Source organism: Actinosynnema sp. NPDC004786 (assembly GCF_053601135.1).
In genome coordinates this window covers 1-12,784 of sequence record NZ_JBSGBG010000038.1, presented here as the reverse complement: position 1 = coordinate 12,784, position 12,784 = coordinate 1, and the positions used below count along the sequence as shown (strand labels likewise).

18 protein-coding genes are annotated in these 12,784 nt (G+C 73.0%); all 18 read right to left on the bottom strand.

Features of this window, described 5'->3' with window-relative positions; translation table 11 throughout:
* Window positions 1-34: 34 nt before the first annotated feature.
* The 18 genes from ACWEFJ_RS28405 to ACWEFJ_RS28320 all read right to left on the bottom strand — a co-directional run bounded on the left by ACWEFJ_RS28405 (window position 35) and on the right by ACWEFJ_RS28320 (window position 12,690).
* Entirely contained in the window at window positions 35-853 is an 819-nt protein-coding gene (locus tag ACWEFJ_RS28405) for a VG15 protein (protein ID WP_449715589.1), read from the bottom strand.
* Between the two features lie 3 nt (window positions 854-856).
* Window positions 857-2,218, bottom strand: coding sequence for a phage portal protein (locus tag ACWEFJ_RS28400; protein ID WP_449715588.1), 1,362 nt, complete (start codon window positions 2,216-2,218; stop codon window positions 857-859).
* 30 nt (window positions 2,219-2,248) lie between these two features.
* The gene (locus ACWEFJ_RS28395; protein ID WP_449715587.1) at window positions 2,249-3,994 is read right to left on the bottom strand and encodes a hypothetical protein; all 1,746 of its coding nucleotides are present in this window, start codon (window positions 3,992-3,994) and stop codon (window positions 2,249-2,251) included.
* Window positions 3,972-4,397: a phage terminase small subunit gene (locus tag ACWEFJ_RS28390; RefSeq protein ID WP_449715586.1), complete on the bottom strand. Its 426-nt coding sequence runs from the start codon at window positions 4,395-4,397 to the stop codon at window positions 3,972-3,974. Before ACWEFJ_RS28390 ends, ACWEFJ_RS28395 begins: the two co-directional genes overlap by 23 nt.
* A 270-nt stretch (window positions 4,398-4,667) precedes the next feature.
* The gene (locus tag ACWEFJ_RS28385; RefSeq protein ID WP_449715585.1) at window positions 4,668-4,916 is read right to left on the bottom strand and encodes a hypothetical protein; all 249 of its coding nucleotides are present in this window, start codon (window positions 4,914-4,916) and stop codon (window positions 4,668-4,670) included.
* On the bottom strand, window positions 4,916-5,287 hold the full coding sequence (locus tag ACWEFJ_RS28380) for an SAP domain-containing protein (RefSeq protein ID WP_449715584.1): 372 nt from the start codon (window positions 5,285-5,287) through the stop codon (window positions 4,916-4,918). The genes ACWEFJ_RS28385 and ACWEFJ_RS28380 overlap by 1 nt, the downstream gene beginning before the upstream one ends.
* 5 nt (window positions 5,288-5,292) lie before the next feature.
* Window positions 5,293-5,649, bottom strand: a complete 357-nt coding sequence (locus ACWEFJ_RS28375; protein ID WP_449715583.1) for an HNH endonuclease — start codon at window positions 5,647-5,649, stop codon at window positions 5,293-5,295.
* Window positions 5,616-5,864 (bottom strand): hypothetical protein, encoded by a 249-nt coding sequence (locus ACWEFJ_RS28370; protein ID WP_449715582.1) that lies wholly within the window; start codon window positions 5,862-5,864, stop codon window positions 5,616-5,618. The genes ACWEFJ_RS28375 and ACWEFJ_RS28370 overlap by 34 nt, the downstream gene beginning before the upstream one ends.
* Entirely contained in the window at window positions 5,857-6,357 is a 501-nt protein-coding gene (locus tag ACWEFJ_RS28365) for a hypothetical protein (protein ID WP_449715581.1), read from the bottom strand. The genes ACWEFJ_RS28370 and ACWEFJ_RS28365 overlap by 8 nt, the downstream gene beginning before the upstream one ends.
* The gene (locus tag ACWEFJ_RS28360; protein WP_449715580.1) at window positions 6,354-6,785 is read right to left on the bottom strand and encodes a hypothetical protein; all 432 of its coding nucleotides are present in this window, start codon (window positions 6,783-6,785) and stop codon (window positions 6,354-6,356) included. The genes ACWEFJ_RS28365 and ACWEFJ_RS28360 overlap by 4 nt, the downstream gene beginning before the upstream one ends.
* Window positions 6,786-6,877: 92 nt before the next feature.
* Entirely contained in the window at window positions 6,878-7,144 is a 267-nt protein-coding gene (locus ACWEFJ_RS28355) for a hypothetical protein (protein WP_449715579.1), read from the bottom strand.
* Complete coding sequence (locus tag ACWEFJ_RS28350) at window positions 7,141-8,124, bottom strand: hypothetical protein (RefSeq protein ID WP_449715578.1); 984 nt, start codon at window positions 8,122-8,124, stop codon at window positions 7,141-7,143. Before ACWEFJ_RS28350 ends, ACWEFJ_RS28355 begins: the two co-directional genes overlap by 4 nt.
* Entirely contained in the window at window positions 8,121-8,774 is a 654-nt protein-coding gene (locus ACWEFJ_RS28345) for a hypothetical protein (RefSeq protein ID WP_449715577.1), read from the bottom strand. The genes ACWEFJ_RS28350 and ACWEFJ_RS28345 overlap by 4 nt, the downstream gene beginning before the upstream one ends.
* On the bottom strand, window positions 8,767-9,105 hold the full coding sequence (locus ACWEFJ_RS28340) for a hypothetical protein (RefSeq protein WP_449715576.1): 339 nt from the start codon (window positions 9,103-9,105) through the stop codon (window positions 8,767-8,769). The genes ACWEFJ_RS28345 and ACWEFJ_RS28340 overlap by 8 nt, the downstream gene beginning before the upstream one ends.
* Window positions 9,102-9,848 carry a hypothetical protein gene (locus tag ACWEFJ_RS28335; RefSeq protein ID WP_449715575.1) on the bottom strand — a complete coding sequence of 249 codons (747 nt, stop codon included), beginning with the start codon at window positions 9,846-9,848 and terminating at the stop codon, window positions 9,102-9,104. Before ACWEFJ_RS28335 ends, ACWEFJ_RS28340 begins: the two co-directional genes overlap by 4 nt.
* A gap of 129 nt (window positions 9,849-9,977) precedes the next feature.
* Complete coding sequence (locus ACWEFJ_RS28330) at window positions 9,978-11,333, bottom strand: AAA family ATPase (RefSeq protein ID WP_449715574.1); 1,356 nt, start codon at window positions 11,331-11,333, stop codon at window positions 9,978-9,980.
* On the bottom strand, window positions 11,330-11,731 hold the full coding sequence (locus ACWEFJ_RS28325; protein WP_449715573.1) for a hypothetical protein: 402 nt from the start codon (window positions 11,729-11,731) through the stop codon (window positions 11,330-11,332). The genes ACWEFJ_RS28330 and ACWEFJ_RS28325 overlap by 4 nt, the downstream gene beginning before the upstream one ends.
* Window positions 11,725-12,690 carry a helix-turn-helix domain-containing protein gene (locus ACWEFJ_RS28320; RefSeq protein ID WP_449715572.1) on the bottom strand — a complete coding sequence of 322 codons (966 nt, stop codon included), beginning with the start codon at window positions 12,688-12,690 and terminating at the stop codon, window positions 11,725-11,727. The genes ACWEFJ_RS28325 and ACWEFJ_RS28320 overlap by 7 nt, the downstream gene beginning before the upstream one ends.
* Between the last annotated feature and the right edge of the window lie 94 nt (window positions 12,691-12,784).

Genomic DNA, 12,784 nt, shown 5'->3' with positions numbered 1-12,784 from the left:
CCGCCTCCGGGGCGGGGAGAACAAGGGACCGGACCTACCCGAGGTTGATCGGGTCGTCCGGCAGGGAGCGGCCCTCGACCGCCCGTCGGAACGCGGCACGGGCACGCTCGCCGCCGAGCCCCTTGGTGGCGCGGTCCCACAGGTCCGCGTTCGCCTGCGCGGCCGGGCTGGGCGGGGCGTCCTCGACGAACACGGGCTCGACGCCGCACGCGCACCAGTCGTGGAACTTGTAGAGCCCGTCACCGTCGAACCGGCGGTTCTTGCGTGCGCCCGCGGCGTCCTCGGTCGGGTAGACGAACCCGCGCGCGGCGAGCATCCGGCAGAACCAACACGGGTCGGCCGACGTCGTGACGCGCGCGTACTTCTTGGCCCGCTCGTCGCGCTCGCCGGCGGCCACGAGCGCCTGTCGGCCGCCGTTGAGCGCGTGCCTTGCCGCCGCGCCCTGCACGGCGGTGAGCGCGGCCTCGGCGGCGTCTTGCGGATCCTCTCCGACGACCAGCCGCGCGCGGACCTCTATCGGGCCCTGCGTGACCAGCGACGCCTGCACCCGGGCGACCGTCGGCGGGTCGATCTCAGGCACCTCGGGCACCACCGCGGTGCCGATCTCGGCCGCGGGAAGCTCGGCGGAGCGCAGCTCGGCGTAGAAGTCGACCGCGGATCGGGCCGAGCGGTTGCGGTAGCGGAGCACGGTGTCCGTGGTGCTGCGCAGCCACGGCTGCGTGGTGTCGTCGAGCCGCACCGGGTCCAGCAGCGCCCACAGGTCGAGCAGTTCGGCCAGCAGCCGGGCCCGCAACGCGAGCTGGGCGGCGCGCTGTGCGGCGAGCAGTTGCCGGCCTCGGTCGGTGGTGGGCACCCGCTACACCTCGCCCGCGCCGGCCTGCCGCTCGAGTTCCTCGCGGACCTGCTCGAGCGGGGTCGCCTTGACCATCTTGGCCCACTCGTCGGTGTCGCTCTGCTCGACGCCGGGGATCATCCGCCAGAGCGCCTGAACGGGCACCTTCAGCATCGTCGCGATCTTCCCGAGCGCGTCGGCGGCCTGGGCCAGCGACCGCACCTCGGTGTCCTGCCACGTCACCCGGGCCATCACGTCGTCGGCGTCCTCGAGGTTGCCCTCGACCAGGGCGGCCAGGCGCAACGTCTGCACGTGCGATTCGCCGAACGCGACCTTGTACTCGTAGGTCTTGGCACGCAGCCCGGACCGGGCCGCGGCCAGTGCCTCGGCCGACAGGTTGACCAGTTGGCCGGTCAGCTCGTGGGACGGGGTCTGCGACACCGCCGCGAGCGTTTCGACGTCGGCCCGCTCGGCGGCGATGAGCGGCTCGAGGTTCGTCTCGTCCAGCGTGCCGAACCGGGTGTTCGGGTCGGTGCTGGCCAGCAGATCACCCTGCCGCAGCAACAAGGCGGCCTTGTTCGCCTCCGCCTCCGTCTCCGGCTTGGCCATGCCGGTGGCGGTCCTGACCTTCCACGAATTCCAGTGCTGCGTCAGCAGACGGTCGTACGTGGACTTGTCGATGCGGCGGGCGTTGCCGATGTAGGGCGTCACCTCGCCGGTGGCGTTGCCCTCGGTGTCGAGCTGCGCGGCGTAGCGCACCACCGGGCACACGCCGATGTCGTGCTCGCGGTGCTCGATGTACTCGACCTTGTCGCCGTCGGCGTTGCAGGACAGGAAGTACACGGCCTCTTCGTCGACCACCTGCAACGCCTGCTTGCCGCCGGGCTGCTTGTCGACGTCGAGCGCGAACATGGGCCACTCGTCGTTGCCCGGGTCGCCGTACACGGCCACCATCCGACGGGGCGACAACGCCTTGATCGACGCGACGTTGCGCTCACGCAGAATGCCGGGCAGCGTCAGCGTGTAGGCGTGCGAGAACGCGACCGCGGCCCGGTGCAGCGCGATCTGCCGGACCGGCATGCGGTTTGCGCGCCACGTGTACCAGGGCCCCTCGAGCACCTCGCCGGCCGGGCCCGGCGGGTGCAACGGGGACCGGTACGAGTCCACGATGAGGCCCTGCACGACGCTGTTGACGACCAGGCGCAACCAGGGCGACTTGGCGATCTCGCGCAGCTCCCGGTGCTCCCGGGTGGCGTCACGCGGGATGACGATGTCCTCGTTGTTCCCGTCGTGCCACTTCTCGATGCGCTGCACGCGCTCTTGTTCCTTGCGCCACAACGGGTGCAGCTCCTTGACGACCAGCTCCGTGACTTCGTCCGGCTTCATGACCACGGGCGCGGCACCCCCTTCCCAGGCTCAGCGGTGGCCCCAGATCCGGCCGCCCTCGGTGTCGTTCGTGCCCGGCTTGCGGTTGAGGTAGAGCCGCCGGACCATCCGCGCGCCGACCATCGCCACGGCGAGGTCGATCTTCTTCGGACCGTCCTTCGCGCCCTTCCACATCGAGACGCCGTACTTGTTCGGGTAGCGGCGGGCGTTGCGCACGTGCAGGCGCAGCCGCGCGTCACCGTCGTGCAGCACCTCGTGCTGCTCGATCTCCTCGGCCGTGAGCATCGCCGCGTCGGTGAACTGCTCGACGCGGGCCGGGCTGGTCATGTCCCACATCACCGAGTGCGCCTGACCACCGCCACCGCTGCCGCCGCGGTTCGCCCACACCTTCAGCCGGGCCTGGTAGCGGCGGTGCAGCCGGTCCAGGGTGTTGTCCCAGTACCGGTCTTGCGTCTCGTCGTCGAGGGTGTGGCTCGGGTCGGCGAAGAACCCCACCACGGTGTAGTCCTCGAACACCGAGTCGACGCGGGCCTCGACCGCGCCCCGCGGCGCGAGCCACCCGAACCCCCGGCGGCCCGGCGGGCGCTTCCACATGCCGAACACCACGACCAGGCCGTCCGAGATGCGGCAGCCCACCAGCGCGGTGGCGTCGTTGCTCTTGGAGCAGTCCAGGAACAGCGCGATCTCGTCGCCGGGCAGCAGCTCGACGCCGGCCGGCGCGCGGCAGAGTTCCCAGTCCTTCCAGTCCGCCCAGGCGTCCTCGGCGGTCTCGATCTGGTTGTACCAGAACCGCCGCGCCCTGCTCGGCGCAACGGTGCCCATCATGATCCGGTTGACCATGCGGGGAATCGGCAGCCACACCGCGTCCCCGCGCACCGCCTCGAGCACCGCGGGCGCGGCCTCGGCGGTCAGCGGCGCGTCCGGCGGTGCCTCGAGGCTGTCGTACATGAACCCGGTGGCCCGCGACTGCCCGGCGGCGATCTCCTCGTACGCCTCCCGCTCCCGCTGGGCGACGGAGTCCTCGGCGGGGTCGTAGGCGTTGGTGATCGACAGCGGCCTCGAGCTGCCGTCGGCGCTCTTGGTCGAGTTGTTGTCGATCACCTCGGCCATGTCGTGCCCGCGGTTGGCCTCCCGCCAGCGGTGCGTCTCGTTCTTCAGCGGGAACGTGCACCGCGCGCCCTCGAGCGCGTCCGGATTGGACGTCACGGCCTCGAGGAGCTGGGCACCGCCGTTCGCGGTGACCTGCCCCTGGTGGATCTCGAGGCCGTACTTGGCGATCGTGGCCTTGGTGAACAACTGCGGGAACAGCCTCAGCGTGTTCTTCGTCTGCCGCTTGGTGACGGCCGCGACCTGCACCCACGCTTCGGGGTGCGGCTTCGCGGCGGGGTGCTCACGGCCGTGCGGGTCGCGGAACGGCCGCCCGTTCAGGTCCGGCCGGGACGGGCCGACCAGTTCGACGGCGGCCAGCACCGACCCGACCGGGTCTTTGCCCCAGCCCTTGAGCCGTTGCAGCACGCCCTGCGTGAACAGGAACCGGCCGTGCTCGTCGACCGCCCACCACCACAACCACCACCGGGCCTGTTCCCGGGTGAACGTCCACGGCCGCCCGTCGCCGTGCTTGAGGTGCGTCCGACACCAGGCGATCGACTGCCACCCGAGGGTGTACTCGGGCAGCACGAACCGGCCCGTGTCCGGGTCGCGTTCCCAGGTGGGCCCGATGTGGTGGGGGGTGATGACCAGCGACGACGACGGCTCAGCCGAGGTCGCGGTAGTCATCGAGGTTCGGCACGTCCGGGTGCGCCTCACCCGGCGTGCGGCGGTTGATCTCCAGCTTCACGCGCCGGCGCGCACCCTCGGTGGTCAGCAGGTCGTTCATCGCCGACCAGATCGAGGCGAAGCCGCGGGCGTTGAACTTCTCGTCGGCGAGCAGCTTCGTCATGTACTCGGCGACGAACGTCGCGGCCTGCCAGTCGGACGGCTCCATGAACCGGCCCTGGCCGCTGGTGTGCAGGGACAGGTACCAGTCCTTGGCGATCCGGTGCCAGCCCGCCATGGGGGCGGGCATCTCGACCGGTCCGGCGTTCTCTACGACGACCTGCTCCGTCTCGGCCTGCTCTGCCTTGGTGCGGTGCCCGGCTCGTGCCTCCGAGCGCTTGCCGATCGGACCTCGTGCGCCCACGGTCCACCCCCTTCGGGTACGGATCCGCTCGCGGATCGGCTCAAAACGCGGTCAAAACCGCAGTTCACGGCGTTTTGACGAGCGTCCACAGTGGACCGGAGTGGCGTCCGTCCGACGCCGAAGATCACGGGACGAGTGCTCTGACCTGCGCAAACGGAGCGTCTTCGCAGGTCAGAGCGGGGCTTCAAAACCTGGGAGCGCGTGCATCCGGTATGACGTCCGGTGGCCTTCCCGACCGAAAGGGGGGTCACCCCCCACCCCGGCGATTTGTCAAGCCCCTCCGTCGAAAATCTTCGGCGGGATCTGGTTGAACCACAGACACCGTGCCGAGTCGGTGCGCTCGGCGGCCATGCGGTCGATCAGCTCGTCGAGGTCGAGCCGCGGCCCGGTCAGCACGTGGTAGCCGGGCGGGTCCGGCTCGAAGGTGGCGACGTGCCCGGCGAGCAGACGCTCGGCCGCCTCGCGGGCGGCGTCGGCCGTCTTGGCGTCGCCGATCAGGAGCCGCGTGAGCCCGCCCATCAGTCGTCGTCCTCGTCGTCGAGGTCGTCCTCGCTGTCGTCGGGCTCGTCGTCGCCCTGCTCGAGCGTGGCCTTGTGCTGGTCGATGCGGTCGGCGAGCTGGGCCTTGGTGCCGTAGGTCGGCAGGCCGAGCCGCTCCGCCTCCGCCTTCAGGTCGGCCAGGCTCGGGGCGGGCTGCCGCTGCTCGTCGTGCGGGTCGGCCGGCGGGGCCTGGTCGACCTCCGGCTCGGCGGCGGGCGCGGTCTGGCTGCCGCCGAAGTACTCGCCGAAGCCGTTGCCGACCAGCCACGCGGCCTCGCTGTCGCTGTAGAGACGGACGCTGCCCGCCGGGTTCTGTCCCATCCGGCGCAGCAGTCGGACCTGGTACGACATGGTCGTCACTCCTTGGTGATGCGGCCCGGGTGGGGCTCGGGTGTGCGGAACCGCCGGGCGCGGATCGCGGCGCGTGCCTGCGCGGCCTCGGCGGTGGTCTTGCGGGCGTGGCAGGGCGGGCACAGCCATTGCAGGTTGTCCAGCTCGTGGCTGCCGCCGAGCCAGCGGGGCCGGATGTGGTCGCACTCGCTACCGGCGCGGCGGCACCGGGTGCCGGTACGGCCTCGACGTTCGCACCGGCCACCGGCGCGGCGGCGCACCGCGTCCCTGCGCGCGGACCAGTCGGCCGGCAGGTCGTCGCGGCCGGTGCTGCCCGCCCACCGCCCGGTCACGTCCACACCGCACGGCGGAGCGGCGTCCACACCGGAACCTCGGCGACGCCGTCGGCCAGGGCGGGCAGACGCTCGGCGTCGACCATGGCCAGCGCGCCGGTGCCGCGGTCGAGGCATCGCCGTGCCCACGTGCACGCCTCGTGCTGGCTGTCGAACGTCCGCCGCGCCGGCGGGCCGAACCCGAACCGCGGCAGGGTCGCGGTCCAGCGGTCGCCGTCGGGACGGACCTGGGCGCGCTCACGCACGGCCGCCGTCGCCGACGTCGCGCAGGTAGGTCACACCGCCGATCGAGCCGGGCGTGAACTCCATGCAGTAGGTGAGCACCTCGAGCGCCTCCTCGAGCGGCCCGGCGAGCCGGGTGGCGGTGGCGGCGTGCTCGGTGACGGCGACGCTGTGCACGCGCGTCCCCCGCAGCCGCGAAGCGAGGTTCGGCTCGACGATGTGGATGTCGGTCCAGCGGTCGGGGTGCGCGCGGCGGTAGCGGCGGGCGTCGTTCCGGTTGGCGGCGAGCAGCACGGTGGCACCGGCGTGGCCGGTCGTCTGCTCGGCGTGCCGCCGGCGCAGCTCGGTGGCCACCTGCTCGAGCAGCTCGGCGACCGCCAGCGCGCCGCCGGCGATGCGGACCGGGACCGGGCCCGACTCGGGCAGCGCCTCGACGGGCTCGGCGCGGACGCTGCCGACGACGGTCTCGGTGCCGGTGCCGACGCGGACGGACACGGGCAGGCGGGCGGTGCTCACGGCGACTCCAGTGTGACGGCGGGGTTGGGGTGCACCTCGAGGGTGCCGATCCATCCGACCTCGTAGACGACTCCGTCGACGTGGCGGTAAGGGAGCTGCCACGTGACGCCGTCGGCGGTGGTGTAGGGCTCGTCCAGCTCGCGGACGACGGGCTCTCCGCGGTCGAGCCAGCGGGGCGGGAGCTGCGCGCGGGCGGCGGCGTCGGGGACGCCCTGGGCGCGCAGCTCGGCGTAGCGCTCGCGGCGGTCGCGGTTGTCCTCGTCGACCAGGCGGTGGTACTCGCCGATGAGGTAGTGCTCGAGCCACGCGCGGGCCTCGGCGACGTAGTCGGGGTGGGCGGCGGCCTCCGGGTCGGCGAGCGGCCCGCGCAGCGTGCCGGCGGCGTCGACATCGTCCGGGTGGACGAAGTGCGGGTGTTCGATCAGCACGTGGCCTCCCTGGTCCGGACAGCACAAAGCCCCCCGAACCGGGAGGGTTCGAGGGGCTTTTGGGCATAGCTCCGCGCGCGAATCGTGACACGTCAGTTGATCAGCGTCAACTCCGGGGCGCGGTGCTGGCCACGGTCGCCGCGGCCGGTCACGTAGTCGACCACCACGGCGGGGTCGTAGCCGGGCCCGGTCCAACCGCGCCGGCGCTTCCACTGGCGCAGGGTGCCGGGTTGGACGCGCAGCCGCTCGTCACCGGTGCGGTCGGCCTCGGCGTGCAGCAGCAACAGCAGTTCGTCGGCCGAGACACGGCCGCTCGGCAGTCGCTCGGCGGCCGTGATCCGGACGCGGCGGACGATCACCGGCCCTCCCGAAGGGTCGCGGGCCGCCAGGGGTCGGCGGGGCCGGACGCGGCGGGTCGGGTGTGCCGGGTGACGCCGAACGAGGTGCTGCCGCCGTCGGCGGCGTAGACGTCGCGGTGCACGGTGCAACCGTCGCCGACCCGGTCGCGGGCGGTCTTCTCGTCGGCCCACTGCCGGCCGGTGGGCACGCCGTCGGGGCCGCGCTCGTACCAGGGCAGCAGCTCGCCCGGGGCGGGCGGTCCGGCTTCGGCCACGCGCATCCTCCGTCCGAGTCGCAGCAGGTCAAACCCAGTGTAGGACGCGCCGCACGACAGGCAGCGGGCACCGACCATGACGGGGCCCTCGGCGTCCTCGGCGGTGTGCTGGCGGGCCACGATGCCGCCGCCGCACACCGGCCGGTCGTCGAGCCCGCCGTCGCCGGGCGGGTCGCCCTCGCGGCGGATGCAGGTGGCGACCGGCCGCGGCGGGGTCTCGCCGGTGGCGGCGGCGAGCTGCCGGTACAGGTCGCCGATCTCCTCGGCGAAGTCGCCCACCCAGCGCTGCTCGCAGATCCACCCCAGCGCGGCCAGCAGCGTGGAGACCGCGTGGCCGACGTTGCGGGGCGGCGGGATGAGGTGCCGCAGACTGCGCGGCGTGCGGGCCTCCCACACCTGCCGCGCCCAGCCGCCCAGCACGGCGGGCGCGGACAGCGGCGGGTGCTCGTCGTCGTCGGGCCCGGTGAGGGACCGGCCGACGCCGACGGCCGACGAGCGGGGGTCGAGCATCACGATGGCGTCGTCGAACGCGGGCGACGCCGACTCGAACCCGGCCGCGGTCGCGACCATGCCCGGCCGGACCGCCTTGACCGGGGTGAGGTTGGCGACGAAGAACTCGATCCAGCGCAGCCGGTCGTGCAGCCGCTCGCGGCAGCGGTCGCACACGTCCGAGTTGCCGACGGTGGGCTCCGGGTTGGTGCAGCCCGGGAGCATGCAGAAGATCAACGCCCCTCCTCGTCCGAGGCCGGAACCTGCCGCCGGCGGCCGAGGTGGACGGTCGCCCACGCGTTGACCTCCGTCGGCGTGCCGACCTGGTGGCGGCCACACGTGTTGCACCACGCCTGCGCGTCGTCGGCGTCGTGCACGGTGACATCGACTTCGTGGGGGTCCGGCGTCGCGGTGGGTGCGGCGTCGGCCCACACGATCCGGGTTGCGCCGCCGTGCCCGTGCACGGCCCGCACGCTGGGCATCCCGGCCGGGTGCGACGCGTCGGTGCGCCACTCGCCGCGCCAGTGGACGGTGGCCGAGCCGTCGGGCCACAGCACGCCGTCGGCGACGTAGCCGGTGCCGGACACGCCGGACACGTCCTGATCGCGGTGCAGGCGGAACAGGCGGGGCGGGAGCTGCGTGTCGTCGGCGATCGTGCCGCTTCGGGTGTCCAGCGCGGCGGCCAGTGCCTCGCGGGTCCGCACGTAGCCGGGTGTGGCGAGCAGCCGCTTGCGGGTGTAGTTCCCGGCCATCCGGCACCGGTTCGGGTAGAGGTCGCAGTTGCACAGGGCGGTGTGCTCGCGGTCGGCCAGGTCGTTCAAGACGTTCTCGATCAGCGCCTCGGTGTCGGAGCTGGGCGACGCGGGCCCGTTGGTCTGGTCAGCCACGGTCGGCCTCCTCTGCGGCGCGGACGACGGCCAGGAGCGCGGCGCGGACCATGCCGCTCGAGGTGACCGCGTGGCCGACGCAGGGCCGGCACCACGTCCACGTGGGACGCGGGTCGAGCGGGTTGGGCTCGAGGCTGGTCCACTTGAGCGCGTCGGCGAGCGGCGTCTTGACGAACTCGCGCGGCGGGACGCCGTTGGGCCAGATCGCGGCACCGCACATCGCGACGTCGGCCGGCTTGGGGCGGGTCTTCTCGCCGGGCTGGTAGTCGGCCTGGTGCAGGTGGACGATCCGGCCGCGCGCGGGCCGCACAGCGACGATGGGCTCGGTCATCGGGTCCGCCTCGGGTTGATCGTGCGCGGTGCGCGCTGGTGGGAGGGTCGGGGGCCGGTGTTACGCCGCTGGCGCTGCCACAGGGCGCGTGCGCGCGGGTCGGTCGGCGGGTCGTCGCAGCGCAGGGCGTCGGCGAGCGGGGCGAACGCAGCAGCGGCCTCGCCAGCGGCGCGGAACGCGTCGACCAGGCGGCGGGTGAACGCGCTGGCCTCGTCGAGCCACGACCGGGTGATCACGTCGCCGGACGGGTCCACTCCGACGACGCGGCCGTTCGTGACGTGGCGCAGGAACGCCGGCAGGTTGATCCGGACGTCGCGGATGCCGTGGGCGCGCACCGTGCCGTCCTGCTCCACCAGGAAGTGCGCCAGCGGCATCGGCACGTCGAGCCCGCCGAGGGCGAACGGGGCGACCTCGACCGGGGCGAGCTGCACCCGGTGGTCGGGCCAGGTGACGCGCACCGCGTCGCGCAGGTCGACCGCCCTCCGTTCGGTGGGCCGATCCGGACACCAGCGGCCTTCGGTGCAGTCGACGCACGTCTCCGTGCTGTGCAGCTCGACGAGGTTGAAGACGTGCTCGGGCAGGTCGTCGGGCTCGGGCATGGCCTCGGGCACGTCGGCGCGCTGCGCGTGCCAGGTGGTCTGGCACTCGTCGGAGCAGAAGTCGAAGGACGGGGAGTCGCCGAGGTCGCCGCCGCAGTGGCCGCAGCCGATCGCGGCGTCGATCAGGTCGATGATGTCGGTCACCGGGGCTCTCCCCACGCGTTGTCGATGTCGCGCTGCTCGGACGCGGTTACCGGGTCGTCGGCGGAGCTGCCGACTCCGTGCTCGTCGCACATCGTGTTGATCCACTTTCCTCGGCAGATGCAGGCCACGTCAGCGCACCTCGTAGGCGTCGGGGGACAGGGTCTTGCGGAACTCGCCCATGCCGTGCCGATTGCGGTACAGCGGATCGGACGGGGTCCACGGCAGTTCGTGGTCGGAGTGGGACAGCAGGCCGGGCCAGTCGCGGACGTCGCGCGCACCGCGCCACGCCGAGAGCTGCACCGTGGACGGGTGCTGCTCGGGGGTGCTGCCGTCGGTGTCGTCGGCGAAGGGCTTGATGCCGAACCCGAACTCCGGCCAGCGCAGGAACAGCGAACTGCCGGTCGGGCGGAGCTTCCGGCCGCCCTGCTGCTCCCCCGCGTACCCGGAGTGCGCCTCGAGGATGAGCGCGGTGCCGTACCGGCCGCGCCAGTCGTCGAGCACGCCGACCAGGTCGCGGGCCGCGGTCTCCTCGTTGAGGTTGGCGCGGTGCATCTTGTAGAGCGGGCCGCCGAGGATGAGGTCCGGGGCGGTGGCCGCGATGGCGTCCTCGATGCGGGACCGGGTGCGGGCGTCGCCGAGGTCGATCCCGTCGGGGTTGATCTCGAGCCGGATCATGGTGGACCAGTCGGCGGGTCGGACGCCGTGCTCCTCGCGGATGCGGTTGACCACCGCGGCGGTCTTGCGGTAGCGGCGGCGGATCTGCGGCTTCGAGTTCTCGCAGTCCAGCACCAGCACGCGGTGGCCGGCGGGGTTGATCAGCGCGCCGGAGAACGGGTGCACGCCGGCGGCGATGCACAAGGCGAGCTGGGCGAGCAGGTAGGACTTCCCGGTGCCCTCGAACCCGGTCAGCATGAGCCGGTCGAGGTGCTCGAGCAGGCCGGGGACAAGCCAGTTGTGGGGCTCGTCCTCCTGGTCCAGCAGCTCTTGCAGGCTGATCGGGGGGCCGGAGACGCCGAGTCCGGATCGGTCGGCGATGGCGTCGACCGCCTCCCGGGCCTTGAGGGCGACCTCGTCGAGCGCCGCGCCCCTGCCGGCGTTCTCGCCGAGCTGGACCAGGCGGTGCCCGGCGGCGACCAGGTCGCGGATGTGCATCGCCTTGAGCACCTCGTCGAGGTAGTAGTCCCACGAGGACAGCGGCGGCGCGTTGAGGTGCAGGTCGTGCACGAACCGCACGGCGTGGTCGGCGGCGTCCGCGCTGCTGGTGCGTTCGGCGACCAGGCGGGCGACGCGGTGCACGTCGATCGGGCCGGGCGACTCGGTCATCACCCGGGTGATCGCGCCGGCGACGACCCGGTGGCGTTCGGACGCGAACACGGCGCTGGGCAGTCGGAGGAACCGCTCGGCGGTCGCCCGGTCGGCGGTCATGGCCATCGCGAGGATCTGCCGCTCCGACACGGCGTCGCGGTGGAGGTGGTCGTCGGTCACGTGGTGGCTCGTTTCTGGTCGAAGCGGTCGGCGTTGGCCTGGGACCGCGTCAGGACGGCGGTCGACTTGCGGAGGAGGAACTCGAGGGCGACGTCGCGGCCGGCGCGCTGGGCGTCGCACGCCGTGGACGTGCCGCAGGTGGTGCAGCCTCCGGACCACGGCGGGTGCTCCTCGACCGTCCACACCAGCAGCGCGGCGGCGTCGAGGTCGTCGGGGTCGTCCGGGTCGGCGTCGCGGTGCGCGAGCACGGCGGCCCGGACGGGGAGCGGGTGGCGGCCGTCGTCGAGCCGCGGGTCGAGGTCGATCTCGTGGCCGTTCCACATCCACAGCCGGTGCAGGCCGTCGCTGTCGGGGATCGGGTTGTTCGGGTGGATCGGGTCGGGCGGCATGGTCACCATCCCTCGAAGGTCGGGCCGTTCACGACGCGTGGCCGGGGGATGTCCTGGTAGCTCTCCCAGCCGTCGCCGTTGAGCCACGTCGAGCCGTGCGGGATCTTGTCCACGGGCCGGCGGGTGCGGCGCATCTCGGCGGCGAAGCGGCGGGCGGCGTCGAGCAGCAGCTCGGCGCTGACCGGTGTGCGGGCCGGGTCGCCCGTGCGGGCCCGTTGGCCGCGTCGCGCCTTGACGTACGCGCGGTAGGCGTCGGCACGTCGGCCACGCTTCTCCGGCCAGACGTTCCACCACTGCGCGAACTCGGCCTCGAAGTCCGGGGCCGGCTTGGCGGGGTCGGGCACGGACACGAGCAGGCCGGGGAGCAACCCCGTCGTCGCGTCGTCGCCGGCCCTCGCGCGCGTGCGCGCGTTGGTCGGTTCCTGGTCGGTTCCCTGGTCGGTTCTTGCGGGCTCTGCGTCCCGGAATTCCGGACTTAGCGCCCCGGAATCCGGATTCAACGCCCCGGAAGTTTCCCCGCTTCCGGACGCAACGCCCCGGACCTCCGGACGCAACGCCCCGGAATCCGCGCCCGGCTCCGGACGCAACGCCCCGGAACCTGACGGCTTGCGCTTGCGCGTCCGGTCGCGCTCCCGGTGCGCCTGGACCTCCGCGTCGATCTCCTCGCGGTCGCTCGCCGGTCGGATCCGGTCGGTGTGCAACACCCACTCCGTGACCCCGTCACCGCGCTTGCCGACCGCCGTGATGAGCCCGCCCACGGCGAGCCGGGACAGCGCCCGCTGCACGGTCTTCATGTCCAGCCCGGTCACGTACCGGAGAGCGGCCAGCGACGGGAAAGCCCTGCTGCCGCCGTCGGCGCGCTCGGCCAGGGCGACGAGAACGAACCGGGCGGTCGCGTCCAACTTCCCCGCACCGGTGCGCAGCATGGGCGCACGATCAAGCGCCCACTGCACGGCCTGCCAGCTCATCCGCGTCACCCCCCTTGCGGTTGGAAGACCGGGCGGCGGCGGGGCGGGGGGGCGGCCGCCCCCAGGGGTGGGGGCAGCGGAGGACTACACTCCA

Bases quoted from the DNA above. Each gene is read 5' to 3' on its own strand.
- ACWEFJ_RS28400 (WP_449715588.1), bottom strand. From the start codon at position 2,218: ATGAAGCCGGACGAAGTCACGGAGCTGGTCGTCAAGGAGCTGCACCCG.
- ACWEFJ_RS28395 (WP_449715587.1), bottom strand. From the start codon at position 3,994: ATGACTACCGCGACCTCGGCTGAGCCGTCGTCGTCGCTGGTCATCACC.
- ACWEFJ_RS28385 (WP_449715585.1), bottom strand. From the start codon at position 4,916: ATGGGCGGGCTCACGCGGCTCCTGATCGGCGACGCCAAGACGGCCGAC.
- ACWEFJ_RS28380 (WP_449715584.1), bottom strand. From the start codon at position 5,287: ATGTCGTACCAGGTCCGACTGCTGCGCCGGATGGGACAGAACCCGGCG.
- ACWEFJ_RS28340 (WP_449715576.1), bottom strand. From the start codon at position 9,105: ATGACCGAGCCCATCGTCGCTGTGCGGCCCGCGCGCGGCCGGATCGTC.
- ACWEFJ_RS28325 (WP_449715573.1), bottom strand. From the start codon at position 11,731: ATGGTGACCATGCCGCCCGACCCGATCCACCCGAACAACCCGATCCCC.
- ACWEFJ_RS28320 (WP_449715572.1), bottom strand. From the start codon at position 12,690: ATGAGCTGGCAGGCCGTGCAGTGGGCGCTTGATCGTGCGCCCATGCTG.